This window comes from Planomicrobium sp. CPCC 101079 (genome assembly GCF_007859275.1).
Lineage (GTDB): Bacteria > Bacillota > Bacilli > Bacillales_A > Planococcaceae > Planococcus.
In genome coordinates this window covers 20,801-44,659 of sequence record NZ_VOHC01000004.1, presented here as the reverse complement: position 1 = coordinate 44,659, position 23,859 = coordinate 20,801, and the positions used below count along the sequence as shown (strand labels likewise).

The 23,859-nt window shown below is 44.4% G+C and carries 24 protein-coding genes and 1 riboswitch; of the genes, 13 read left to right on the top strand and 11 right to left on the bottom strand.

The window, feature by feature from the left end; genetic code table 11:
• The first annotated feature begins 52 nt into the window (after positions 1-52).
• The 3 genes from FQV28_RS02030 to FQV28_RS02020 are packed head-to-tail and all read left to right on the top strand — an operon-like array spanning position 53 to position 3,366.
• The gene (locus tag FQV28_RS02030; protein WP_146493941.1) at positions 53-1,207 is read left to right on the top strand and encodes a DEAD/DEAH box helicase; all 1,155 of its coding nucleotides are present in this window, start codon (positions 53-55) and stop codon (positions 1,205-1,207) included.
• A gap of 2 nt (positions 1,208-1,209) precedes the next feature.
• Positions 1,210-2,439 carry an aminopeptidase gene (locus FQV28_RS02025; RefSeq protein ID WP_146493940.1) on the top strand — a complete coding sequence of 410 codons (1,230 nt, stop codon included), beginning with the start codon at positions 1,210-1,212 and terminating at the stop codon, positions 2,437-2,439.
• A 12-nt stretch (positions 2,440-2,451) separates the two neighbouring features.
• Entirely contained in the window at positions 2,452-3,366 is a 915-nt protein-coding gene (locus FQV28_RS02020; RefSeq protein ID WP_146493939.1) for an SGNH/GDSL hydrolase family protein, read from the top strand.
• A 47-nt stretch (positions 3,367-3,413) separates the two neighbouring features.
• Here the strand turns inward: FQV28_RS02020 and FQV28_RS19105 are convergent, their stop codons facing one another.
• Together FQV28_RS19105 and FQV28_RS02015 are read right to left on the bottom strand one after the other, a co-directional pair.
• Entirely contained in the window at positions 3,414-3,554 is a 141-nt protein-coding gene (locus FQV28_RS19105; protein ID WP_186763759.1) for a hypothetical protein, read from the bottom strand.
• Between the two features lie 70 nt (positions 3,555-3,624).
• Positions 3,625-4,695 carry a M20 family metallopeptidase gene (locus FQV28_RS02015; RefSeq protein WP_146493938.1) on the bottom strand — a complete coding sequence of 357 codons (1,071 nt, stop codon included), beginning with the start codon at positions 4,693-4,695 and terminating at the stop codon, positions 3,625-3,627.
• A 112-nt stretch (positions 4,696-4,807) separates the two neighbouring features.
• Positions 4,808-4,907: riboswitch (TPP riboswitch) on the top strand.
• A gap of 104 nt (positions 4,908-5,011) precedes the next feature.
• On the opposite strand from FQV28_RS02015, the gene thiT reads away from it, so the two are divergent.
• Both thiT and map read left to right on the top strand, forming a co-directional pair.
• The gene (gene thiT / locus FQV28_RS02010; protein WP_146493937.1) at positions 5,012-5,587 is read left to right on the top strand and encodes an energy-coupled thiamine transporter ThiT; all 576 of its coding nucleotides are present in this window, start codon (positions 5,012-5,014) and stop codon (positions 5,585-5,587) included.
• Between the two features lie 262 nt (positions 5,588-5,849).
• The gene (gene map, locus FQV28_RS02005; RefSeq protein ID WP_146493936.1) at positions 5,850-6,599 is read left to right on the top strand and encodes a type I methionyl aminopeptidase; all 750 of its coding nucleotides are present in this window, start codon (positions 5,850-5,852) and stop codon (positions 6,597-6,599) included.
• Positions 6,600-6,614: 15 nt separating this feature from the next.
• Here map and FQV28_RS02000 read toward each other — a convergent pair whose 3' ends face one another.
• The gene (locus tag FQV28_RS02000; protein WP_146493935.1) at positions 6,615-7,337 is read right to left on the bottom strand and encodes a DUF3810 domain-containing protein; all 723 of its coding nucleotides are present in this window, start codon (positions 7,335-7,337) and stop codon (positions 6,615-6,617) included.
• A gap of 216 nt (positions 7,338-7,553) precedes the next feature.
• On the opposite strand from FQV28_RS02000, the gene FQV28_RS01995 reads away from it, so the two are divergent.
• From FQV28_RS01995 to FQV28_RS01985, 3 genes are all read left to right on the top strand, one after another.
• Positions 7,554-9,353 (top strand): M3 family oligoendopeptidase, encoded by a 1,800-nt coding sequence (locus tag FQV28_RS01995; RefSeq protein WP_146493934.1) that lies wholly within the window; start codon positions 7,554-7,556, stop codon positions 9,351-9,353.
• A gap of 1 nt (position 9,354) precedes the next feature.
• Positions 9,355-9,903: a GNAT family N-acetyltransferase gene (locus tag FQV28_RS01990; protein WP_146493933.1), complete on the top strand. Its 549-nt coding sequence runs from the start codon at positions 9,355-9,357 to the stop codon at positions 9,901-9,903.
• Positions 9,904-9,987: 84 nt separating this feature from the next.
• A complete protein-coding gene (locus FQV28_RS01985) occupies positions 9,988-10,470 on the top strand; it encodes a DinB family protein (protein ID WP_146493932.1) in 483 nt (160 codons plus the stop codon).
• Positions 10,471-11,002: 532 nt separating this feature from the next.
• Here FQV28_RS01985 and FQV28_RS01980 read toward each other — a convergent pair.
• The 4 genes from FQV28_RS01980 to FQV28_RS01970 all read right to left on the bottom strand — a co-directional run bounded on the left by FQV28_RS01980 (position 11,003) and on the right by FQV28_RS01970 (position 14,376).
• On the bottom strand, positions 11,003-11,566 hold the full coding sequence (locus tag FQV28_RS01980; RefSeq protein ID WP_146493931.1) for a beta-class carbonic anhydrase: 564 nt from the start codon (positions 11,564-11,566) through the stop codon (positions 11,003-11,005).
• A 103-nt stretch (positions 11,567-11,669) separates the two neighbouring features.
• Positions 11,670-12,677, bottom strand: a complete 1,008-nt coding sequence (gene mreBH, locus FQV28_RS01975; protein ID WP_146493930.1) for a rod-share determining protein MreBH — start codon at positions 12,675-12,677, stop codon at positions 11,670-11,672.
• Positions 12,678-12,892: 215 nt separating this feature from the next.
• A complete protein-coding gene (locus FQV28_RS19100; RefSeq protein ID WP_186763758.1) occupies positions 12,893-13,057 on the bottom strand; it encodes a hypothetical protein in 165 nt (54 codons plus the stop codon).
• Positions 13,058-13,143: 86 nt separating this feature from the next.
• A complete protein-coding gene (locus FQV28_RS01970) occupies positions 13,144-14,376 on the bottom strand; it encodes an aminopeptidase (protein WP_146493929.1) in 1,233 nt (410 codons plus the stop codon).
• Positions 14,377-14,584: 208 nt separating this feature from the next.
• Here FQV28_RS01970 and FQV28_RS01965 point away from each other — a divergent pair, with 208 nt between their 5' ends.
• Positions 14,585-15,892, top strand: coding sequence for an FAD-dependent oxidoreductase (locus tag FQV28_RS01965; protein WP_146493928.1), 1,308 nt, complete (start codon positions 14,585-14,587; stop codon positions 15,890-15,892).
• Positions 15,889-16,875, top strand: a complete 987-nt coding sequence (locus FQV28_RS01960; RefSeq protein WP_146493927.1) for a class I SAM-dependent methyltransferase — start codon at positions 15,889-15,891, stop codon at positions 16,873-16,875. Before FQV28_RS01965 ends, FQV28_RS01960 begins: the two co-directional genes overlap by 4 nt.
• Positions 16,876-17,069: 194 nt before the next feature.
• On the opposite strand, the gene FQV28_RS01955 is transcribed toward FQV28_RS01960, so the two are convergent.
• Entirely contained in the window at positions 17,070-17,291 is a 222-nt protein-coding gene (locus FQV28_RS01955; RefSeq protein ID WP_146493926.1) for a DUF1128 domain-containing protein, read from the bottom strand.
• A 154-nt stretch (positions 17,292-17,445) separates the two neighbouring features.
• Positions 17,446-18,807, bottom strand: a complete 1,362-nt coding sequence (locus FQV28_RS01950; RefSeq protein ID WP_146493925.1) for an alanine/glycine:cation symporter family protein — start codon at positions 18,805-18,807, stop codon at positions 17,446-17,448.
• 197 nt (positions 18,808-19,004) lie between these two features.
• Here FQV28_RS01950 and FQV28_RS01945 point away from each other — a divergent pair, with 197 nt between their 5' ends.
• Together FQV28_RS01945 and FQV28_RS01940 are read left to right on the top strand one after the other, a co-directional pair.
• Positions 19,005-19,565 carry a YtxH domain-containing protein gene (locus FQV28_RS01945; RefSeq protein ID WP_255472761.1) on the top strand — a complete coding sequence of 187 codons (561 nt, stop codon included), beginning with the start codon at positions 19,005-19,007 and terminating at the stop codon, positions 19,563-19,565.
• A gap of 65 nt (positions 19,566-19,630) precedes the next feature.
• Positions 19,631-20,488 carry a YihY/virulence factor BrkB family protein gene (locus FQV28_RS01940; RefSeq protein ID WP_146493924.1) on the top strand — a complete coding sequence of 286 codons (858 nt, stop codon included), beginning with the start codon at positions 19,631-19,633 and terminating at the stop codon, positions 20,486-20,488.
• Positions 20,489-20,540: 52 nt separating this feature from the next.
• Here FQV28_RS01940 and FQV28_RS01935 read toward each other — a convergent pair whose 3' ends face one another.
• A complete protein-coding gene (locus FQV28_RS01935; protein ID WP_146493923.1) occupies positions 20,541-20,741 on the bottom strand; it encodes an SE1561 family protein in 201 nt (66 codons plus the stop codon).
• 483 nt (positions 20,742-21,224) lie between these two features.
• On the opposite strand from FQV28_RS01935, the gene FQV28_RS01930 reads away from it, so the two are divergent.
• Positions 21,225-22,418 carry an MFS transporter gene (locus tag FQV28_RS01930; protein WP_146493922.1) on the top strand — a complete coding sequence of 398 codons (1,194 nt, stop codon included), beginning with the start codon at positions 21,225-21,227 and terminating at the stop codon, positions 22,416-22,418.
• Between the two features lie 44 nt (positions 22,419-22,462).
• Here FQV28_RS01930 and rlmD read toward each other — a convergent pair whose 3' ends face one another.
• Positions 22,463-23,827, bottom strand: coding sequence for a 23S rRNA (uracil(1939)-C(5))-methyltransferase RlmD (gene rlmD, locus FQV28_RS01925; protein WP_146493921.1), 1,365 nt, complete (start codon positions 23,825-23,827; stop codon positions 22,463-22,465).
• Positions 23,828-23,859: the final 32 nt, after the last annotated feature.

Here is a 23,859-nt window from a genome sequence, read left to right as displayed (position 1 = left end):
TGCAGCGCCAAATATGATACACTAGATGCATCCAAAAGAAGGTGGAATCTACATGACTTTTATAAACGAACTCAATCCGATATGGCAGGAAAAATGGAACAAGGCTGGATTTGAAAATCCGATGCCGATCCAAGAACAAATGATCCCGGAAATGTTGGCTGGCAATGACATCGTAGCAGAATCTCCGACGGGATCCGGCAAAACACTTGCGTATGTTTTGCCGATTCTTCAGCGTGTGAACCCAGAAAAAGCATCTACGCAAGCGATGATCATTGCGCCGTCCCAGGAATTGTCGATGCAAATCGTCAATGTACTGCGTGAATGGACAGAAGGCACCGATGTAACGGTTACTCAATTGATTGGCGGGGCTAATATGCAGCGCCAGCTTGAAAAGTTGAAAAAGAAACCGACAATCGTAGTTGGAACTCCGGGACGACTAAACGAACTAGTGAAAAATAAAAAATTGAAAATGCATGAAATCCGAATTATTGTCTTGGATGAAGGCGATCAATTGATGGCTCGTGAACACCGCAACATCATGAAGGATTTGATCGAGAAAACACAGCACGACCGCCAGTTGGTATTGGTGTCGGCGACAATCACTGAAGAAGTCGAGCTGGTGGCGGAACGGCTGATGACCCACCCGACCCGCTTGCAAGTAACGCTTGACGATATGCCGATGCTCGGCAAGGTGACGCATTCATTTGTCAAAGTGGATGAACGCGACAAAACCGATTTGCTGCGCAGAATTTCTCATATTGAAGGCGTGAAAGCTTTAGCGTTCGTCAATAATTTGGATCAATTGTTGATGAAGGAAAACAAATTAAAGTTCCGCGATGCGAAAATTGTCGCGCTGCATTCTGAAATGAAAAAAGACGAGCGCAAAAAAGCGCTTGATTCATTCCGCAAAGGCGAAGTATCTGTGTTGATTGCGACAGAAGTGGCTGCTCGTGGATTGGACATCGACCAAGTGACGCATGTTATTCATGTGGATGTTCCACAGACGGTCGAACAATATCTGCACAGATCCGGCAGAACGGGAAGAGCGGGAGCAGACGGGGAAGTCTTGACGCTTTTGTCATATGCTGATGAACGCCACTATAAAAAATTTACAAAAGAGCTGCCTTCAAAGCCCGTACAAAAAGTGCTGCATGGAGGCAAACTGATTGAAGGATCCAGCAAAACAATTTCCGCAAAGGGGAAGTAATAATGACATTTGAAGAAAAATTGTCGCAATACGCAGAGCTGACCGTCTCCGTAGGATTAAATGTTCAGAAAGGCCAGCTCGTCGTCATTAACACAACGACGGATACAATTGACTTTACGCGCTTAGTTGTGAAAAAGGCTTATGAAGCCGGAGCAAAGACGGTTCAAGTAAATTACAGTGATCCGATCCAAACGAGAATCCATTATGAATTGGCACCGGATGAAGCATTCCAAGAATACCCGAAATGGTCGGTTGTTCAGCGGGACGAAGTGATTGATACGGGAGGATCTTTTTTATGGATCGATGCTGAAGATCCAGACTTGCTGACAGGCATTCCGGCCAAACGGTTAACTGATTCCCAAAAAGCTGCAGGGAAAGCATTGGAACGCTACCGCCAAGCTGTAGGCTCTGATAAAGTTGCCTGGTCTATCGTGGCAATTCCGTCTCAGAAATGGGCGGAAAAAGTTTTCCCGGGCCTTGAGGCTGAAGAAGGCATGCAAAAGCTCTGGGAAGCGATTTTCAAAACCGTGCGCATCGGTGAAGGCGACGCTGTCCAGTTATGGAAAGAACATATTGAGGCACTGGAAAAACGCGCTTCTCAATTGAATGAAAAAAAATATGCCAAATTGCATTATCAAGCTCCTGGCACAGATTTGGTTATTGCACTTCCTGAAAAGCACAAATGGCTTACAGGAGCCGCGGAAACGCCACAAGGCAATGCGTTCATCGCCAACATGCCGACCGAGGAAGTTTATACAGTGCCGGCTAAGTACGGGGTAGACGGACATGTACGCAATACAAAGCCGCTGGTTTACCAAGGCAATATCATCGATGGTTTTTCATTGACGTTCGAAAAAGGCAAAATAGTCAAAGCGGAAGCGGAGACTGGCCAGGAATTGCTTGATGAAATGATCAACGCGGATACCGGCGCTGCATATTTAGGTGAAGTGGCTTTAGTTCCGCATCATTCACCGATTTCGGACGCTAATATTTTATTTTTCAACACGTTGTTTGATGAAAATGCCTCTAATCATTTGGCGATTGGGGATTCATACCCAACGTGCTACGAAGGCGCCCGCGATTTGGAGCGCGCGCAGCTGGAATCAATCGGTTTAAATACCTCCATTGTCCATGAGGATTTCATGATTGGCAGTGAAAATATGGACATCGACGGCATTTATGAAGATGGATCGAGAGAACCGATTTTCCGGAACGGAAACTGGGCTTTTTAAGAGGTGAGCATAATGAAAAAAACATTAATGGCCGCGTTGCTGGTTTTAGCGTTGTTTAACGTGTCTCTCTCTGCGCAAGCGGCTATCAAAGCACCGGCTGTTTATGTAGCGCTCGGTGATTCTCTTGCCGCAGGGCAAACGCCGGATTCAAAAATCGACGCAGGGTACGCAGACTTGATCGCCCAAGAGCTGTCCCGGCATCAGCCGGTCGCTCTCTACACGAAACAGTTAGCGTTTCCGGGCTTTACAACAGAAGATGTGTTGGAGCGGATCAAATCAGAACAAGCGCAGGAAGTGTTAGCGTCTGCGAATATCATTACATTGTCTGCGGGCGCCAACGATTTGCTGCGCCTCATCCAATCAAACCCGGAAGAAGGGTCACTTGCGTTTCAGCAAATTCAAGTGGATTTTGCTTTGAACGAAGCACGCCTTAATATGGAAGCTATATTGGCTGAACTTAAAGAAAGAGCGCCAAATGCTGATGTTTATGTGATGGGGTATTATTTTGCTTATCCGCATGCACGTGAAAACCAAAAAGAAGGCACGGCCGTTCAGCTTGAGCGGCTCAATGAGATCCTGAAGAATAGCGCTAAAAAAGCGGGGGCTGCATTTGTTTCCGTTGATAAGGCATTTGGCAAAAACGCTACGAACAAAGTTCCGAGTCCGGGTGACGTCCATCCCAATCTTTTGGGGTATCAAGCAATGGCCAATGCCTTTTTAGATCATTACCAAAAAGGCTGGAAAGTGGAGAAACTGGAATTGCCGAAGCCGAATCCAATGACATTTGAAGAAATTCAAAAACAACAAGAACAACAACGGGAACAACAAGAGGGCCGGCCTTCTTCGATGGAAAGAACTTCCGCACGCCCTTCAGAACAAATGGTGAACGAGTACTTGGCCCTGAGGGAACCTCTGCAGTATATTTGAACAAGCAAAAGCCGCTCCGAATGGTTTCGGAGCGGCTTTTATGCGTTTTAGCGCTTTCGCTGGTCGGGTTTATATTGAGTAGTGTTTTGTGAGCTGCCAGCTTTTCGCTTATTCATGGCTTTGCGGATAATCGGGTAAGCGATTGGTCCATATTTAATGGCTGTTTTTACGATACGGCCTATTCCCATCATCATCTCTCCAATCCTAGTAAAGGTAATATACAAGTTCCCGAAAAAGAGGGGACGCAAACCTTATTTGTCAGGAAAGTGCTTGTATTAAGAGAATAGACTTATAGTCAAACAGGCTGGAAATGATTACATATTCCTCGTCTCCGTGCCAATCGGCACCAGCTGGCCCGAACTCGATAGCACCTTCGCCGCCCATAGCCGCAGCATAATAACGCGTATCGGCCGCGCCATGCTGGCCAAAAAGGACAGGTTCAGGGTACCCCGCTTTGCGAATTGCTTGCTGCAATGATTTGATATATGGATGTTCCGGTTTTGTGACTAAAGCCGGTGTAGTAATGTCTGCTTTTTGCTCCATGCCGACTTCGAGCTCTTTTGCAAGGCTAGCCATTTGCCCAACGATATCCTTTGGATCTTGGCCAGGCAAAAAACGGATATCGTAAGACACACGGCAAAGATCCGGTACCACATTGTATCGTTCGCCGGCATTGATGATTGCAAGATTGACCGATGGATAGTCAAAATAAGATGTAGATTCCCGTTGGAAAGGCAAAGTTGGCAGGTTGCTATGAAAGGTCATCGCGGACTCTATTGCGTTGCAGCCTTCCCATGGACGGCTTCCGTGAGCGGGTTTTCCTTTGAATACCAAGTCCATATGTAGAACGCCTTTTGACTGAAGACCGATTTTTAAATTTGTCGGCTCGCCGCAAATAACAAAATCTCCTGTAAATCCTTGGGCAACTAGCCACTCGGAAGTATTATGTCCGCCAATTTCTTCATCTGTTACGATATGCAGTTGAACAATGCGGGACAAAGCCGAAGGATCGAGCTCTACGAAAGCCATCATCATGGCTGCTACGCCGGCTTTCATGTCAGCAGATCCACGGCCGTAAAGGCGGCCCATTTTTTCAACCGGGATAAACTGGCTGTCGTGCCCTGGAACAACGTCGACGTGACCGTTCCATACAATGGTCTCGCTTCCTTGTCCTTTCTCGGCTGTAAGCATTAAATAGCCGTTATTGTTATGGATAGCGGCTTCTTGGCCGTGTTCTTTAAGCCAAGCTGCACAAAAAAGAAGCGCTTCATTTGCTCCGGATTTGGTATCGCTTTTGATTTCAATCAGTTTCTTTAAAAGTTCAATCATTTTAAAGCAGCGGAACCGGCTGCCTTCACCTCCTCCATGGAATATTTGCAAACTGTCTTGTTGCTTTCATCTGATTGCTTGGGTACAATGTTTATGTTACCTAATTTAATGTATACACCACAAGGGGAGCTTTTGCTGAGAGTGAACATTTTTGTTCTTACCCTTTGAACCTGTAAGTTAATGCTTGCGCAGGGATGTGGATGGAAACCTGCCCTTATGCGGCGTCAGGCTCTATCCTGACGCCGCTTTTATATGGAAAAAAGGTTTTATTCTGCTTTCCCTTCTGGTGTTGTGCAAAACACATAAGGAGGAAATCATGAGAGATAAACGCGTTTTGTTGATGATGGAGATTGCAATTTTTGGAGCTCTAGGATTTGTATTGGATTTTGTCGCTTTCAAGATGCCGCAAGGCGGTTCTGTAAGTCTAGTAATGATTCCAATCGTATTGATGGCGTTTAGAAGAGGCGTGCTGGCAGGCGTATTGACTGGACTATTGGTTGGCTTGCTGCAAATTGTTACCGGACTCATTTCGGTTACACCACTTTCTTTTGGATTTGTCGTCTTGCAAGTGATTCTGGATTATCTTGTTGCTTATGCAGTTGTCGGTTTAGCAGGGGCAACGCGCGGAACTTATTTGGATGGATACAGAAACGGGAGAACCGGCAAAATGGTTACAGCGATTGTTGCAGGAGTCTTGTTCGCTTCGTTCTTGCGCTACGTGGTCCATGTGATTACCGGAGTATTATTTTTCGGCATGTTTGCGGAGGGCAATGTTTTGATCTACTCGATTGTTTATAATGCTACGTACATGATTCCGGTCTTTTTGCTTGCAGCAGCGGTTTGTTCCGCTCTTTTTGCAGCTGCTCCGAAATTGGTCGACAGCAAAGCTTAATAAGAAAAGAGGACTATCATAAAGAGAGTCCTCTTTTCTTATGCTCCAAACCCCGGGGATCAGGCTGTCAGGATCACAAGCCAACTCGGCTGTGAGGCGAAGGAAACCATTTCGCCAAGCTGTCTTATGCCTGTCGGGCCTTGCTTGACCGCCTTCGCTTTTCTTTATTGTCCAAGCTAGGGCGCTTGTCGGGGCTTAACCGGGCACTTGCGCTTTTCTTATGGTATACTTTTTGCTAGAAAAGTTGAAAGAAGGGTATTCAATGATTGCAACAACTGAAAAAGATATTGAAATGTTAAAAAAAGCTGGCCAAATGGTCGCGAAAATCCGTGAAGAAATGAAAGCTGCGACAAAACCGGGCATTACAACTAGAGAACTTGATGAGCTCGGTGGACGGTTATTCAAAGAACTAGGCGGTGTATCAGGCCCGAAATCGGAATACGATTTTCCTGGCTACACCTGCATCAGTGTCAATGAAGAAGTAGCACACGGCATGCCCGGCAAGCGGGTCATCCAAGAAGGCGACGTCGTCAATATTGATGTTTCCGGTTCATATGAAGGCTATTTCTCGGATACAGGCATTTCCTTTGTCGTTGGTGATGGGCATCCAGAGAAAGAGAAACTTTGTGAAGTTGCCCTTTCCTCTTTTGAACGGGCCATGACCAAAGTCAAAGCAGGCGCGAAATTGAACCAAATCGGCAAAGCGGTCGAACGCGAAGCAAAAGATAATGGTTTGTTCGTTATCAAGAATTTGACAGGGCATGGCATTGGGAAATCCTTGCATGAAGCACCACAGCATGTGTTGAATTATTATGATGCTTGGGAAACGACCATTTTGAAAGAAGGGATGGTTCTTGCTGTTGAGCCGTTTATCTCTCAAAAAGCCGAGCATATTATCGAATCAGGAGATGGCTGGACATTTATCACGCCAGACCAATCATTAGTCGCACAAATCGAACATACGGTTCTTGTGACAAAAGGTGAGCCGATTCTTTTAACCAAATTGGATTGAATGTAAAAGGCCCGCTTAAGCGGGCCTTTTTTTGATCAGCAATATTCCGGTTGCGATAACGCCACTTAAGAATAGCGAAGCGGTTGTTACGAGCAGTTCATCGGTGCCATTTTTTACAGCGATGCCGATAAAGGCCCATATGAATACCAATGCAAGCGGAATGTCGTAATGGTGGAAACGAATGTGAAGGGCGATGGCCGTTGCGATTGTCAGCATAATGACTGTCCATAACGCATCGCTTAGCCCCCAGCCGCTCCAGTTATAATAAGTGAGGACATAGTTGATGTTGACAATTGTGGCGACGATGACCCAGCCAAGATTAATGGAAATTGGCATTCTTTCTGTCACTTTACGTTCTGTATTTTGATATTGCAGATAAAGTCCGGCAAGTGCCAGTAAATAGGCAATAATTGTTGCAATAGACCAACCGAAAAATTCATAATGCCATAAATACAGCCATGCCATATTAAAAACGGCGCTCAACGTAAAAAATAACGTAATTTTGGTTGAGGGAACTTCACCTTTTTTCAAGCGAATCCACCAGCCGATAATCCAGACGGCGAACAGTATATAAATAAGTCCCCAAATAGAAAAGACATAGCCGGCAGGTGTTATCAGAACAGGAACCCGATTGGAAATCTCTCCTGTTGTTTGGCCATTAATCGGCAAACTGTTTGCTAAAGCGTTGAAAATGACAATGCCCAAAAAAGCAAGAGTCATTACCAGTATACGAACCATTAGAGATCCCTCCTTAATATTCAGTATACCTGTCCTTATTCGGTTCAACAAATATCAATTTCCTAGAAAAACCCATAATACTAGTAAAAGTGAAAAAGTTGGAACAATATTCGATTGTTTTCCACTTTTCGGAAGCGGATTTTATTTCACCAAATTTCCAACAGTGATATACTTATAATTGTTTTTAGAAAATTAAGTTTAGTAGGAGGAAAGGCAATGACAGTTAAATTCTCTGAAGTCTGGGATTTGGATGTGCTGTTTCCAGGAGGCAGCAATTCTAAGGAACTAAGATTACATATGGAAAACGCTGGACCAAAATTGGATGAGTTTGAAACGTTGGCCCGAAATTTCCAAGTGCCGGCATCAAAAGAAGATGCAGAGCAAGTTGTTCGTCTGCTCGAAGAAGTTAAAAATACAATGCTTCATCTGCATCAATCCGATGCATTTATCGGTTGTTTGATGGCGCAAGATACTGAAGATAAAAAAGCGGCGTTGCTGCAAAGCGAAGCTTCATCGCTGGGCGCGCGTTTTCAATCAGCCGTACAAAAAGTCCAACAGGATTTAGCCAAGACAGAAGACGATGTATGGACAAACTTGCTGGAAGACCAATCGCTTCGCGAATTCGGCTTTTTGCTGAACGAATGGCGCGAAGAAGCGAAAATGCAGCTGTCTGAAAAAGAAGAAAACCTGATTACTGCATTGAGTGTGGATGGCTATCATGGCTGGAGCCAATTGTATGATATGCTCGTTGGCGAAATTAAAATCACGATGACAGTAGACGGAAAAGAAAAAGTTCTATCAGTCGGACAAGCAAACAATTTAAGCTCTCACTCAGATGCAGCTGTGCGCCAGGAATCGTATGAAAAGCTGGAAGCGGCATGGACTGAAAAAGAGGAATTCTTCGCTAAAACGCTGAATTCGATCGCTGGTTTCCGCTTAGCGGTATACGACAAGCGCGGATGGGAAAATCCGCTTCAAGAACCGCTTCATATTAACCGCATGAAAGAAGAAACTTTAAATGCTATGTGGGGGGCAATCAGCAAGAACAAGCAGCCTTTTGTTGAGTATTTGAATAAAAAAGGAGCAATGCTTGGAAAAGATGGCCTTGACTGGTACGACGTCGACGCTCCTGTAACGGAAAGCACTCAGCAATTTTCTTACCAAGAAGGAGCCGAGTTCATTTTAAAGCATTTCGAAAAATTTGGCCCAGAGCTTGCGAAATTTGCAGAACAGGCTTTTGAAAAAGGCTGGATTGAAGCGGAGGACCGCCCGAACAAACGCCCAGGCGGTTTTTGCACAGGGCTGCCGTTGACTGAAGAATCCCGTATTTTCATGACCTATAGCGGATCAATGTCGAATGTGGCGACGCTTGCGCATGAATTAGGGCATGCTTTCCATACGTATGCCTTGCGTCCTGTCCATTCATTGAACCGTTCATATGCAATGAATGTGGCGGAAACAGCTTCTACATTCGCGGAAATGATCGTTGCAGATGCAGCGGTGAAGAATGCCGAAACAAATGAAGAGAAACTTGCGTTGCTTGAAGACAAATTGCAAAGAAGCGTGGCATTTTTTATGAACATCCACTCCCGTTTCTTGTTTGAAACCCGTTTCTACGAAGAACGCAAAAAGGGTGTCGTTTCGGCAGAGCGCTTGAACGAACTGATGGAAGAAGCGCAGCAAGAAGGTTTTGCCGGCGGGCTTAGCTCAACGCATCCTCACTTCTGGGCATCAAAGCTGCATTTTTATATCACGGATGTGCCGTTCTACAACTTCCCGTACACTTTCGGCTATTTGTTCTCTCTTAGCATTTACGCAAAAGCGCTAGAAGAAGGAACTGGATTTGAAGAGAAGTACATGGCCCTTCTGCGCGATACGGCAATTATGACAGCTGAAGACTTGGCGATGAAGCATTTGGGCGAAGACATCACACAACAAGCGTTCTGGGAAAAAGGAATAGCTTTATGTGTGAAAGACGCAGAAGAATTCATCGCATTGACGTCTTCTGTGGAATGATATGAGTTTGCTATTTAATGGCCGGACATGTTATCTCCGGACTTTGGCTGTAGATGATGCGGAGGAGATGGTACAGCTGCTCCTCCGCAACCGGGATTACTGGGCCATCTATGAACCACGCCATCGGGACAGTTATTTTACAGTTGCAGTCCAGAGGGAAAAAATAAGGGAAGCCATTTACCAGGCGCGGGAAAACCGGGAATATAGTTTTGGGATATTCGAACATGGCTCCAACCGCCTGATTGGCCATATCTCAATGTACGGCATCAAACGGCTGCCTTTCTTGAGTGCACTCGTCGGATATTCAATTGATGAAGCATATATCGGGAGGGGAATAGCGACAGAGGCAGTTCGCCTTATAGTTGCTTTTGGATTTGAACAATTGCGCCTTCACCGGTTGGAAGCTTATGTATCCCCCCGCAATTTAGGCTCGATTCGGGTGCTCCAGAAGTCTGGATTTCAAAATGAAGGGCTGCTGAGGGAATTTCTGCACATCAACGGTATATGGGAAGATCATTTCCATTTTGCGCTGCTTGAGAGTGAGTTTTGAAAGGGGAAGGCCGCCTATAAAAGATGGTGGAAAGAAATAAAAAGATGGTTTTTTGAATAGGGACAAAGCGAAAGAAGGTGTGGGATGAATAAGGACAAGCTTTTTTCATATCATAAATGGGCCGCTTTAGCCTGTCTGGATCATATTCAAACTTTTGAAGAAGAAATTTACAGACGTGAAGGATTAAATTCATTTACTTCCATCCAAAAAACAATAGAACATATCCTCGGGGTGGAAAGGCTTTGGTTCTTAAGAATGCACGGCATTGAACAACCGGCATTCGAACGCTTGGACGTCTCGACAATTGAAAAAGCGAAAGAATCAGTTATGCTGCTGCATGCTGAAATGGAATTGTATTTTGCGTCTCTGCCGGACGAACACTGGCAGGAACTGTTGAAGTTCAAAAATACAAGAGGCGATGATTTCGAGAACACACGCGAAGAAATGCTGTTTTCACTTATAAATCATGCCACGTATCATAGAGGGCAAATCACTTCGCTTCTGCGCCAATTTGGCAAAGAAGGGACCTTGCTGGATTATTACTATTATGCACATAAAAACCGCTGAGAATTTCTCAGCGGTTTTGTTTTAATACTTGGGCAATTAAAGAAGTGTCATGATTGCTATTCCGCAATACATCTTCGCTTTCCGCGGGCTCGTGCCGAACTAACTCGGGACTGGCGCCCGAGTGGATTTCGGCCCTTCGCTATCCCGCAGGCGTCTTCGCTGTATTGCTCCATAGCCAAAGAGGCATAGGTAATGACGGAACAAGCAGCTTTCCTTAGCCGGTACAACCCTATTTAATTCTTTTTCTTCAATAGACACACCAAGTAGACTAACCAGTGTGAATGGTCGGAAGCCGGCGGAAGACCGACTGCTCCTGCAGCGCAAGCGCTTCGTCGCAAACGTACTGGCCGAACTCCTTTCGCCCAATACGCTTCCAGCGGGAACGCGAGCTGGTTGAGACCCTGCAGGAGCGAAAGCGCCGAAGCGGCTCAATGCTCGTCCGCGCCAAGCGTCCGGCTGAAGAGCAATGATTAGCTATCCGACTTCACCAACAAGCTAAAACCGCTGAGAATTTCTCAGCGGTTTTCATTTTTTATTTTTCGTTTCCATTCACAACCAAATCCAGTTTGCCGGTTCTTGGATCGATGACCAATCCATGAACAGGAACGGAACGGTCCATCAATGGATGGTTTTTGACCATGCTGACGCTGTGGCGAACGCTCTCGTTTACATTGTCAAATCCGCGCAGCCATTGTTCTAGGTTAACTCCTGAGTATTCGACCATTTCGATTGTTTCCTTATCAATTCCTCTTGTTTTCATTTTTTCGAGGACAGAATCCGGATCAATTGCTGACATGCCGCAGTCGTGATGGCCAATTATGTAAATTTCATCTGCCCCTAATTCATAAACAGCGACAAACAAGCTGCGCATAATTCCACCGAACGGATGATTGATGACAGCTCCTGCACTTTTTACAATTTTCACGTCTCCGTTTTTCAAATTCATTGCTTTTGGCAGCAGTTCGAACAAACGGGTATCCATACACGTTAATATAACGATTTTTTTATCAGGAAATTTAGTCGTGATAAATTGCTCGTACTTCTTCTCCGTTACAAACTCATCGTTATACGCTAAAATTTCTTCCAACATTGACATTGTGATTCCTCCTCGGCTTTCTTCTCCTATATTTTAATCTAAAGTTTAGAAAAAGACGAATGAAGAGCAAAAAAACCGAAAGCCACAAGCTTTCGGTTTTTCATTATCTCGAGATTCGTTCGAGTTTGTTCATCATAACTAGAGAACGTCCAGTGCCAATAGCAACAGATTCAAGCGGTTGTGGAGCAGTGTGGACTGGGACAGAAATTTCTTCTGAGAGCCATTGCTGCATGCCTTTTAAAAGTGCGCCGCCGCCAGAAATTACGACCCCTTGGTCAACGATGTCACCTGACAGTTCAGCAGGGCAATTTTCAAGAGTCGCACGAATGCACTCTAAGATTGATGACAATGACTCTTTCAACGTTTCCTGAATTTCAGTAGATGTCAATGTGACAACTTTCGGCAATCCTGTCATGACATCACGTCCACGAATTTCCAAGGTTTCTGCTTTATGTGGAATAAGGGCATAACCGATTTCTTTTTTGATTTTTTCAGCAGTAGGCTCTCCAATTAACACATTATAATGTTTGCGGACATATTGAATAATGTCTTCATCCATACGGTCGCCGGCTACTTTTACTGTGTTGGACGATACCACGCCGCCAAAAGAAATGATTCCGACTTCCGTCGTGCCGCCGCCGATGTCGACGATAACGCTTGCGATCGGTTCGCTGACTGGCAGGTCTGAGCCGATTGCAGCTGCGACTGGTTCTTCAATCAGATGAACGTTTTTAGCGCCGCTTTGCTTTGCAGCATCGTGAATTGCCCGGCGCTCTACTGAGGTGGCGCCGCAAGGAGTACAAATCATGACATTCGGTTTGCGGAATGCGCCTCCCATAATTTTCGCTGTTTTTTGCATAATAATTTTTAATAGGTCAGTGGTCACTTCGAAATCGGCAATGACGCCATCTTTGAGTGGGCGGACAACTCGGATATGTCCGGGTGTTTTTCCCATCATCGCTTTTGCATCTTCTCCGATTGCAAGCACTTTTCCTGTTTTTGTATCTAAAGCAACAACCGAAGGCTCGTTCAAAATGATGCCTTTCGATTTTGTATATACTAAAATATTTGCGGTTCCTAAATCAATACCGATATCTGTTGCAGCAAACATGGACAAACTCCTCCTATTATAAAACAAGTTCCTTTCGCATTTTACCATGGAAAAAACAGAGAAAAGAAGAGGGGAATTTTTTTGTAACATTACGAGGGACTTAAGGTAATTTTTTAGTGGGAAAAATGGGTATATAAATCTATTTTGTAATCGTTTTGAAATCATATTGTATTATTCTTGTTAAATATATGTCATTTTCAATAAAAAAAAGAGCGTTATAAACGCTCCTCTTTATATGCTTGATATGTCTTTTCAGGAATCGGATCAACATGCTCTGCATCATGCGAATGCAGTTCTTTTCCAAGAAAATGCATAAGTGTTACGAAAAACAAACCGATTACGACCATGAATCCAAGGGTGACTGTAATGCCATAAATCATATAGGATAACTCCTCTCCTGTTTATAATCATCAATAGTCATTATACCGAAAAACCAACAGAAAATTAAGTGTCGATTTTCAGAACCTTAAAAAGCCCAATTGCCGCCTCTGAAAATCGGCTCACGCGTTCCATCTTCCAATACGCCATCAATATCCATTTCGGCAGAGCCGACCATGAAATCGACGTGGGTGATGCTTTGGTTCAATCCGTGTTCTAACAGCTCTTCGGAAGACATCGTTTTCCCGCCTTCAAGGCAGAATGCATATGCGCTGCCGATGGCGAAATGGTTGGATGCATTTTCATCGAACAGCGTGTTGTAAAACAAAATGTTCGATGCTGAAATCGGAGATTGATGCGGAACCAGTGCCACTTCCCCTAGGAAATGAGATCCTTCATCCGAATCCACCAACTGCTTTAAGACTTCCTCTCCTTGTGCGGCTGTTATGTCTATAATTTTGCCGTTTTCGAAAGTGATCTTAAAATCATCAATGATATTGCCGCCATAGCTAAGCGGTTTTGTACTGGATACATACCCGTTTACGCCTGTTCTATGCGGAACTGTAAAAACTTCTTCAGTCGGCATATTGGCCATGAATGTATTTCCTTTTTCATTTACCGAACCTGCGCCGCACCAAAGGTGGCCATCAGGAAGAGCAACTTCCAAGTCGGTGTTTGGCGACGTGTAGTGAAGTTTTGTGTATTTTTTGCTGTTTAAATAATCGACTTTCGTGTGCAGTGTATTGTCATGGGTGAGCCATGCTTCAACCGGTTCATCAAGATCTGCGCGCACTGCTTTGAAAATCGCTTCCCATAGTGCTTCAACCTGTGCTTCTTCAGCAAGGTCCGGGAAAACTTTCGCTGCCCATGCTTTAGAAGGCGCAGCAATAACAGACCAGCTGACTTTATCCGATTGGACCATTTGGCGATATTTGCTTAAAGCTGTGCCAGTCGCTTTTTGGGCTGCAGAAATCCGTTTCGAGTCAATGCCTTTCAAAAGATCCGGGCTTTGAGAAACGATGCTGAGAAACGCTGCGCCCTGTTCAGCCAATTGCTCGCGCTCTTGAACTTTCCAGGCAGGAAATTCCGAAAATGAATCTTCAGGCGCCAATTCAAAGCGAAGACGGCTTGTTTCGTCATCGTTCCAATCGATATGGACTTGTTTAGAGCCGTTTTCATATGCTTTTTTTGCAATCAAGCGTACTAGAGGTGCAGCTTCAATGGATGCTGCGATATAAAGTGGTTGGCCGGGTTGGATATTGACCCCAACGTTTACAACCAATTCAGCATATCGTGATAATTTTTCATTAAAAGATGTCAATAGTATCTCTCCTCTCATCTTTTTCATAGTAGCAATATTCAATCATTCTCTGCAATGTATATTGGTGCATTTGAGAAAATAAATTTCAATAAGCGCTATCTGTTCAGCAAGACCAGAAGGGCGATGGAATTCACCCTGGATGCACAGTGCTATAAAATGTTTCCTGATGCTTGAAATGCGGGTACAGAAAAGGAAGGGGATGAGGAATATGAAGACAGACGTATTCATCAGCGGCGGCGGCATCGGTGGCTTGACGCTCGCACTCAAATTGGTGCAACGGGGAGTAGATGTTGTACTTGCGGAACGGCAGACAAAAGCACCCACTACCTATAAAGGCGAACTGCTGCAGCCAAAAAGCATGAAGGTTTTTGACGACCTCGGCTTCTTCACGGAAGTCCAAGCACGCTCCAACCAAATTAAAGTGTTGGATATGCTCGAGTTGTCTAGTTCATTGAAAGTTCTAGACCAATCCTTCATGGATTATAGTGTGCTACCTGGCAAATACAATGCCTCTTATATGATGCCTCATGAAGAGCTGAAGGCTTTAATGCTGGAGCTCGCCTCGGCCCATCATCAATTTCATTACTTGAAGGGAACTGTTTGCAAAGGCTTCACAAAAAAGACAGCATTGCTGCAAAGAGGAAAAGAACAATTCGAAGTGGAAGCCAAATATTATTTTGGTGCAGAAGGTCGTTCTTCTGTAACGCGGAAAGAGATGGGCATCGAAGTGAAGCAAACCACTTACAATCACCATTTTTTAACCGTATCGTTTCCTCGTGATGAAAAGTTTACAGATGGACAAATCGTTTCTACATACAACCGGTTCCTGGGCTTGTTTCCTTTGCCAAATGGAACGGTAAGAAGCGTTTATTTGATTCCGCAGGGAGATTACAAGCGGCTGAAAGAAAAACCAATTAGCCATTTTCATAAATTGTATACGAATTTAGCGCCGATTGTGGATGGCTATGTCCAAAAGTTGACGGACTGGAAAGAAATTCAGCTGATGATTCCGGTCATGTTCCACGCGCCTTCATACGTGAAAGAAAACAAAGCGATTATTGGAGATGCCGCGCATGCAGTGCATCCAATGGCCGGAGAAGGAATGAACATGGCTATCCAAGACGCGGACATACTGGGGGAGTTGACAGCGGATATGATCGAAAATGGAAAGACCGATCCGGCAAATTTAGCGTGGTACGAAAAAGTCCGCTATAAACGTGCAGATCATGTGCTTCAACTCAGCCATTTGGCAGCTTTGGCTTATTCGTTTCCATTCAAACCGATCAGTTTTATCCGGAAAAGAACTTTTGAACGAATGGAGGAAGATCCGATTCTCCACTTTAAGCAGATGCTGAACGTTTCTGGCCTTGGGATGTGGAAAGAAAATGTTCATGACCGCTTTATCCAAAGCGGACTCATGCCCATCCGGTCAAAGAAGCTGCCAATAGACATGAAAGAATTGAAATACTTTACAAGAGAAGATGATTACCCGTGGAAAGTGGAGGGACTCCTATGATAGACGTAATGAAGATGTTAAAAGCAAGAATGTATATGAAACGGAACGAGCCTTTTTTATACAGTTGGCATGCTTATGTTGGCTATGAACTGGATTTGTTTAAAGCATTTGAACGCCCGGTTACAAAATTTGATGTAGCCGATGCACTGCAGCTTGATGAAGCTTTGCTGGAGCAATGGGTCAGTGTCGGAGTGTCTATTGGCCATTTGAAAGAAGCTGGCAGAAACCGCTACAAGACGTGGAATGCATGGAAACTGCCAAAACCGAAAGGCCAGAACTCTTCAGGGGTTTTATTAAAAGAAATGATGGAATTGCATATTCCGACGTTGCTAAGCTATCCGGAAATGATGCGGGAAGGGAAACGCCGCCACTTTGATGAGGAGAAACATGCGCCGACCGTTGCAGAAACCAGCCGCTTGCTTGAAGTGCTTGCCATGCCGAAAATGGCAAAACAATTAAAAGAGAAAAAAGGCGGCAATGTGCTCGATATCGGATGTGGGGAAGCAGGCTATATCAAAAAACTGGCGGAACGTTTTCCGAGCACCCAATTCACAGGAATTGAAATCAGTCCGACAGTCACCGAAACGGCAAAAAAACTGACTGAAGGAATGGCAAATATCAAAATCGAAAATGCGGATTTATGGAAATATGTCCCTGAAAAACCGCAAGATTTGATTTTGATGAACAATGTTATTCATTACATCGACTTGGAAGATCGCCAAAAGCTATACCATCAGCTGGCAGGCTGGTTAAATAAGGACGGTGTGTTATCGATCGTAACGCCGATCGCTGGCAGCAGCGACAGTCCACCATTTGCCAATGTCTTTAACAGCTTTTTCTCTTCGTTCGATAATTTATACCGTTTGCCAACTACCGAAGAACTGGCAGAGTGGGGAGCAGAGGCCGGACTCACTATGCTCGGCATCCATACCGTCATAAAAGAAGGCAGCTGGTACATCGTGCAGTACCAGAAGGAAAGCTGAAATGGCTGTTCAGCCTCGACAAGCGCTGGAGGGCTTGAGGTTCATGGCGCTTTTTGCCACGAGCCTTAAGACCGAAGCGACTCGAGAGGCTAGCCATTGAAGCTAGACAAGAAGGAAAGCTGAAATGGCTGTTTAGCCAAGAAGTGAAAATTGTCCAAAGAAAAATCCCTGAAGAATCTCTTCAGGGATTTTTCTTATTTTCGCAAAGAACCCAATTCAGAAGCGATGGCTTCCATTTCGTTAGGGCTGAACGAGTCACGTTTTGCGACCATTTCGTAAAGTTCCCGCAAATCTTCATATTGGGAAGCATTGAAATGCTCAGGCTTCATGGCATCCACATTAACCATGCGCAGTTTTGCTTTTATTTCTTCAATCATGAAGGTGACATTTTCATTTGATGGTTTTGACAAATCCATGTTAAGTCCCTGCCTTTCAAAGGAGTAAGAACGGTTCTGCTAAAATGGGCATTGCTAGCCCGGGATAGCCGTTCGGTTCTATGGGCAATCAGCAGAAGGGGGACCCTCTGCTGATTAAGGTTTCACTTTATCATTCCATTATTCAAAACGAAAGTCAATTTCCAGCACGTGCTGCTGCTTTTTCTTCTTTGATTTTTGATACAATCCGTTTTGTTTCATAAACAATCACACCGGATAGCCCAAGCAAACCGATTAAGTTAGGCAGGGCCATTAAGCCATTCATGATATCAGAGAACATCCATACTACATCTAGAGAAACCGTAGCTCCGATAAAAACGACTGCAATGAACACAACTCGGTAAACAATTAGCAAGCTCGGATTCCGGAACAAGTACTGGAAACACTTCTCGCCATAATAAGCCCAGCCGATAATGGTGGAAGATGCGAAGAAGATTAAACCGATCGCTACTACAATTGGACCGACCGGCCCCAGGAATTGCTCGAATGCGGCTGTTGTCAGCGCCGAACCTTCCAGGCTCTTGTCAGTGTACATACCGGACATGACTATTGTGATTCCTGTAATGGAACAGATGACCAATGTATCGATGAATACTTGCGTCATAGAAACAAGCGCTTGGCGGCCAGGCAAATCGGTAATGGCAGCCGCTGCAGCAATTGGTGCGGAGCCAAGGCCAGCTTCGTTGGAGAAGACGCCTCGTGCAACACCATAGCGGATGGCAGCACCAATGGCGCCGCCGACAGCCGCTTCCCCTGTAAAGGCAGAGCTGAAAATCGTAGCAATTGCCGGCAGAATCAAGTCAAGGTTAGTAATCATGACAACCAAGCCTGCAATTAGATAAAATAATGCCATAACCGGCACAAAGTAAGAAGTGACCTTCCCAATGGCAGTAATGCCGCCTAAAATGACTGCACCGGCAAAAACCATTAAGATTAGGCCGGTAATCCAAGTAGGGACATTAAATGTATCGCGCACTACAATCGCGACAGAATTGGACTGGGTGCCATTGCCGATTCCGAATGCCGCAACCGCACCAAAAATAGCAAATAACACGCCTAACCATTTTTGTTTTAAGCCATGTTCCAAATAATACATCGGCCCGCCAGCCATTTGCCCTTTGGCATCGACAATGCGGTATTTAACTGCCAATACGGCTTCTCCGTATTTTGTGGCCATCCCGAAGAACGCGGAAAACCACATCCAAAATACTGCTCCCGGTCCACCAAGTATTACTGCCGTTGCGACACCTACTATATTCCCGGTGCCGACAGTTGCGGCCAAGGCAGTGGAAAGTGCTTGAAAGTGGCTAATGTCGCCTTGAGATGTTTTATCCTGGTTCTTTGAAAAAACCAACTTTAACGCATAAGGCAACATACGCATTTGCAACAGGCCGATCCGCACCGTTAAATAAATTCCTGTTCCAACCAATAAAATTAAAAGCGGCGGCCCCCATACAAAACTACTGATACTGCCTAAGATTGTTTCAATTCTCTCCATTTTCTCATCCCCTTTATCCTTCTATTGCAGCTTCTAATTTCCTATACTTTTCTCCCTTCTTAAGCTTTTATATTCCGAAATATTAGACAAAGAGTCAAGGATTTTTGAAAATAAAATTTACGAAGAGTTTAGAATTCAGCAGATTAGGGAAAAAATCCAAAGAGACGCAAGTACTATATTATTGGGAGGAATTCAGGATGAGCCAAAACAAATTGATGACAGGTATTTTAGTAGGGGCGGCAATGGGACTTATTGTTTCATTATTTGACCGCAATACACGCAACGACGTGGTGCAGAAATCTAAAAAATTGGGAAGCAATGCACAATACTACGCAACCAATAGAAAAGAATTGCAATCAATGGTTCAGCAGCAAGCTGGCAAAATGCAAAATCTCTATTCACGCATTTCAGAGGATGCTTCTTATGTAGGAGAGAAAGTGAATGAGTTAAAAGGGTTGACGCCACAAGTCAAAGAATTGGCTATGGAAACGAAAGAAGCGTTTGTGGATACAAAAGAAGCTGTCATCGATAGCAAAAATGATGTGTTGTCAGCTGTTAAACAAGACGATCCTTCGCCTTCTACAACATTGACTGATGGTGGAAGTTCAACTTCTTCATCAAACTCTGGCGGATCTTCATCAGGAACAGGATCTTCATCTACAGGCGGGAACTCAAATTCGTCGTCGAATAACAATAGAACTTCAGGATCGAATACTAGCGGAAGTTCAACATCTTACAACTCTGGAAAAAACTCATAAGCGCCATTAACTCCGGAGAAGATGAAAAACGGCACCAATCGGAAGAACGGCTGAACAATTTGCATATGTCTTATGATGTTCGGACCTTTTCCGGTTTTTTCAAAGAAGTGAATAAAAGGATTTACGACGTCGACGTAATGGGAGTGGGAGCGCAATTAGCGTTCTTTTTCCTGTTGTCGATCTTTCCTTTGCTCATTTTTTTGGTGACGTTGGTGCCTTATTTGAATTTGTCAGAAGATCAAATCTATCATTTTATTGAAGAAGTGGCTCCTCACGAAGTATTTCTCCTGATTGAACAGACATTGAGTGATATTTTAACGACACAAAATAACGGCCTTTTGTCTTTCGGGATACTCGCGATGATTTGGGCAGGGAGCATTGGAATGAATGCGCTGATCAAATCATTAAACAGTTCTTATGGCGTGGCCGAAAGACGCCCGATTTGGGTAGCGCAAGGCATGTCGATGCTGAACACCTTATTGATGATGCTGATTTTAGCGGTTGCGCTTGCTTTGCCGATTTTTGGCAGGCAAATTGGCCTCGTCATCTTTTCGTATGCAGGATTAGAAGAAGGGTTTTTGGCGACATGGAACGCGCTTCGCTTCACTATTCCAGGGCTTATTATTTTTGTCCTTAGTTCCGTTATTTACTGGGTTGCTCCAAATGTTCGGCTGGATTTTGCCAGCGTATTGGCTGGAGCAGCGTTTACCGCAGTCGGCTGGCTAGGTGTTTCTTATATCTTTTCCATTTATATTAACAACTTGGCGATTTATTCACCGACATTCGGCAGTATCGGCGGTATGATTATTTTGATGCTATGGCTGTATGTGTGCGCTATGCTGTTAATGATCGGTGGACAAATTAATGCGGTCATGCAAGGACGCCGCGACCTTAAGGCGACGGAAGAAACTCAAGAGAGTTAAAAAAGAATCCCTTAAGCATCTCAAAAGATGCTTAAGGGATTCTTTTTTAACGTTATTCCTGTTTTTCGTCGACTGGAGTAACGTTAAACTGCTGCATTTTCTCATCCAGCTCATCAACCATGGCGATCAAGCGGTCAATATCTTCAAGTTCTGTATTTTCCGGTTCAATTGCGTCCAAAACTTCCAAAAACATATTCAAGCGCTCTTTCATGTAAGTCACTTGTTCCTGTTTATCTGTAATGCCTTTGCCCATTCGGTACACCTCATTTCGCATGTTAATAGTAGCGGATAACAGGAAGAATATCAACACTTATAGGCAATAAGAGAGAATTTTAACAAACAGTAGTTAGAAAATTTACTTTATTCAAACTTTATGTTAATGTTAACTTAACATAAAGAGAGAGGGGATGAGCAGAAAACAAATGCTTGCTGATCTCGATTTACGAAGGAGGGAGTTTTTACATTCAAACGGCAGCATGGCCTAGAATGGTATTATGAAAACACAAATGGATATTGTTATAACTTAAAGGCTCATCCGCATTCTGATATTTAGAAACGGACAGAGCCTTTTAATAATGATTAAAAATTTTATAAACCCCTTAGCTTTGCAATTGCTTTTCCTCTCAAATTGTCTTCGTTGATTTCTAAATAGAAATTTATAATCCTCCCGCTCCTTATGTTAAAATCATATTTAACTGGAATTTACAGAAGAATGTGGTTTGTATAGGAGGACCTTATGTCGTATTTTTTAAAAAGTGAACGAGCGCGTTTTTGGGTTTTGGTGACAATAGTCTCCATATCCGGGTTTTCGCAAGGCATGTTGTTGCCGTTGATTGCTGTTATTTTTGAACAAGACGGTGTTTCTTCAGCCTTAAACGGATTGAGTGCTACGGGTTTATACATAGGTACGCTGGTCATTGCCCCATTCATGGAGCCGCAATTGCGTAAGTTTGGATTTAAGCCGTTGATCTTAATCGGCGGAGGATTAGTAATTGTGTCGCTGCTGGCATTTCCGTTATGGAAAAGTGTCGCATTTTGGTTTGTGCTGCGCGTATTGATCGGCATCGGAGACCAAGCGCTGCATTTCTCGACGCAAACGTGGATAACGAGCACTTCGCCGCAGCAACGTCTTGGGCGCAATATTGCCATATACGGCATGTCGTTTAGCGTCGGTTTTGGAGCAGGGCCGCTTTTTGTGCCGCTCGTTAATATTTTTGAGCCACTGCCATTCATTGTTTCAGGAATTTTGTGTTTGATTGCATGGTCTTTTGTATTTTTACTGAAAAATGATTTTCCGGAAGTGACATCCGGTGGCGCCCACTCATCTAAAGGAGTAATAGGCCGTTTCCAAGCAGCTATCGCAATCGCTTGGATCGCTTTTTTGCCGCCTTTAGGATACGGTTTTCTCGAAGCTTCGTTAAATGCCATTTACCCGGTCTATGCGTTGCGGCAATCGATCGATGTTGCTTTAGTGTCGATCATCTTAGCTGCTTTCTCTGCAGGTGCGATTGCGACGCAGTTGCCGCTGGGTGTTTTGAGCGACCGGCTGGGCAGAAAAAATGTGTTGATCCTTGCGCTCGTTGGCGGAGCTGCGATGTTTGGGGCAGCTGGCTTTTTTGAATCAAACGCTTGGCTGACAGTCGCTTTTTTTGCAGCTGCGGGCATGTTTGTCGGTTCGACATTTTCCTTGGGCATTTCATTTATGGCGGATTTGATGCCGAAAGAACTATTGCCGACGGGAAATTTATTGTGCGGCATCGCTTTTAGTGTCGGCAGTTTGGCTGGCCCGTTTCTAGGCGGTGTTTTCGTCGAGTACATCGAAAACTTCAGCTTCTTATTGCTGATTTCGGCTATGCTGCTCTTTATCGGTTTTATCATTGCCTTCAAAGGCAATCAGAAATCGCAAGAGTCTCCCGTATCACAAGAATGAATAAAAAAGGCGCAGGAAGCGATTTTGCTTCCTGCGCCTTTTCGTTATTTTAATACGAGTTTTGTGACTGCTTCTACTTGTGCCGTTTGCGGGAACATATCAACCGGCTGAATGTATTCAATGCGGTAAATTTTCGTTAATTGCTGCAAATCTTTAGCCAATGTCGATGGATTGCAAGAAGTGTATACAAAACGTTTCGGTTTTACTTTCAAAATCGTTTTCAATAACGACTCCCCAAGCCCCGTACGTGGAGGGTCAACTGTCAATACGTCAGGGACGAAGCCTTCATTGATCCACGTCTCCAGCCATTTTTCTGCAGTGCCCGTTACGTATTTGGCGGTGACGCCCATTTTTTTCGCGTTGGCTTTTGCATCCACTACGCTTTCGTGGATAACGTCCATGCCACGGAGTTCTCCTGCACTGTCGGCGAGCCATAAGCCGATGGTGCCAACGCCGCAATACGCATCAACCACTGATTCCTTGCCCGATAATTCAGCCGCCCGTTTGATTTCATCATACAGTTTGACGGTCTGGACTGGATTGAGTTGGAAGAAAGCGCGAGCTGACAAATCAAAAGCCAGTTCGCCCAGTTCTTCATGGATTGTATCTTTGCCGTAAAGTGTGATAGTTTCATCTCCGAAAATCAAAGAGGTTTTTTCTTTATTGATGTTTTGGACAATTGACACCAAGTTGATATCAATTTGCTTCAGTTTTTCCAGCAATAGTTCCTTATGTGGGATCTTAGGGCGAGTAGTAATCAGTACAAGCTGAATCTCCCCGGTTTGGACTCCCGTGCGTACAACAATTGTCCGGATAATGCCTTTCATCGTCTTGCCGTCATAAATCGGTATTTTCAGCTCTTCAAGGATGCGTTTTACCGCATTGGTGATTACCGTCGTGTCAGGGTGCTGAACAATGCATTGTTCGATGTCAAGAAGCTGGTGTGAGCCTTCCGCAAACAATCCGGCGATCACTTTCGTCCCTTTCAAGCGTGTTTGGAATTGGCTTTTATTGCGGTAATACCAAGGGTCTTCCATGCCGATGGTATTTTTGATTTGGACATTTGTCCCTTTCAAGTAACGCTCGAGGGCTTGAGTTACAAGATCCCGTTTTTCCACCAATTGCTGTTCATAAGTCATATGCTGCAATTGGCAGCCGCCGCATGTCTCGTAGATAGGGCAAGGCGGTGTCTGCCGATAGGGAGACGCCTTTCTCAATTTCAAAACCCGCGCTTCCGCAAAATTGCGTTTGATACTGGTCACTTGTGCCGTAATTTCTTCTCCTGGCAGTGCTCCTTGGACGAATACGACATTGCGCTTAAAATAGCCGATGCCTTCACCGTTGATGCCAAGCCGCTTGATCGTTAAAGGAAATTTTTGTCCTTCTTCAAAAATAGGTTTTTCGTTCAATTTTTTCACGTCCTTCGATTAATCATCCTTTC

Bases quoted from the DNA above. Each gene is read 5' to 3' on its own strand.
- FQV28_RS02030 (WP_146493941.1), top strand. From the start codon at position 53: ATGACTTTTATAAACGAACTCAATCCGATATGGCAGGAAAAATGGAAC.
- FQV28_RS02025 (WP_146493940.1), top strand. From the start codon at position 1,210: ATGACATTTGAAGAAAAATTGTCGCAATACGCAGAGCTGACCGTCTCC.
- FQV28_RS02020 (WP_146493939.1), top strand. From the start codon at position 2,452: ATGAAAAAAACATTAATGGCCGCGTTGCTGGTTTTAGCGTTGTTTAAC.
- FQV28_RS19105 (WP_186763759.1), bottom strand. From the start codon at position 3,554: ATGGGAATAGGCCGTATCGTAAAAACAGCCATTAAATATGGACCAATC.
- FQV28_RS02015 (WP_146493938.1), bottom strand. From the start codon at position 4,695: ATGATTGAACTTTTAAAGAAACTGATTGAAATCAAAAGCGATACCAAA.
- thiT (WP_146493937.1), top strand. From the start codon at position 5,012: ATGAGAGATAAACGCGTTTTGTTGATGATGGAGATTGCAATTTTTGGA.
- map (WP_146493936.1), top strand. From the start codon at position 5,850: ATGATTGCAACAACTGAAAAAGATATTGAAATGTTAAAAAAAGCTGGC.
- FQV28_RS02000 (WP_146493935.1), bottom strand. From the start codon at position 7,337: ATGGTTCGTATACTGGTAATGACTCTTGCTTTTTTGGGCATTGTCATT.
- FQV28_RS01995 (WP_146493934.1), top strand. From the start codon at position 7,554: ATGACAGTTAAATTCTCTGAAGTCTGGGATTTGGATGTGCTGTTTCCA.
- FQV28_RS01990 (WP_146493933.1), top strand. From the start codon at position 9,355: ATGAGTTTGCTATTTAATGGCCGGACATGTTATCTCCGGACTTTGGCT.
- FQV28_RS01985 (WP_146493932.1), top strand. From the start codon at position 9,988: ATGAATAAGGACAAGCTTTTTTCATATCATAAATGGGCCGCTTTAGCC.
- FQV28_RS01980 (WP_146493931.1), bottom strand. From the start codon at position 11,566: ATGTCAATGTTGGAAGAAATTTTAGCGTATAACGATGAGTTTGTAACG.
- mreBH (WP_146493930.1), bottom strand. From the start codon at position 12,677: ATGTTTGCTGCAACAGATATCGGTATTGATTTAGGAACCGCAAATATT.
- FQV28_RS19100 (WP_186763758.1), bottom strand. From the start codon at position 13,057: ATGATTTATGGCATTACAGTCACCCTTGGATTCATGGTCGTAATCGGT.
- FQV28_RS01965 (WP_146493928.1), top strand. From the start codon at position 14,585: ATGAAGACAGACGTATTCATCAGCGGCGGCGGCATCGGTGGCTTGACG.
- FQV28_RS01960 (WP_146493927.1), top strand. From the start codon at position 15,889: ATGATAGACGTAATGAAGATGTTAAAAGCAAGAATGTATATGAAACGG.
- FQV28_RS01955 (WP_146493926.1), bottom strand. From the start codon at position 17,291: ATGGATTTGTCAAAACCATCAAATGAAAATGTCACCTTCATGATTGAA.
- FQV28_RS01950 (WP_146493925.1), bottom strand. From the start codon at position 18,807: ATGGAGAGAATTGAAACAATCTTAGGCAGTATCAGTAGTTTTGTATGG.
- FQV28_RS01945 (WP_255472761.1), top strand. From the start codon at position 19,005: ATGAGCCAAAACAAATTGATGACAGGTATTTTAGTAGGGGCGGCAATG.
- FQV28_RS01940 (WP_146493924.1), top strand. From the start codon at position 19,631: ATGTCTTATGATGTTCGGACCTTTTCCGGTTTTTTCAAAGAAGTGAAT.
- FQV28_RS01935 (WP_146493923.1), bottom strand. From the start codon at position 20,741: ATGGGCAAAGGCATTACAGATAAACAGGAACAAGTGACTTACATGAAA.
- FQV28_RS01930 (WP_146493922.1), top strand. From the start codon at position 21,225: ATGTCGTATTTTTTAAAAAGTGAACGAGCGCGTTTTTGGGTTTTGGTG.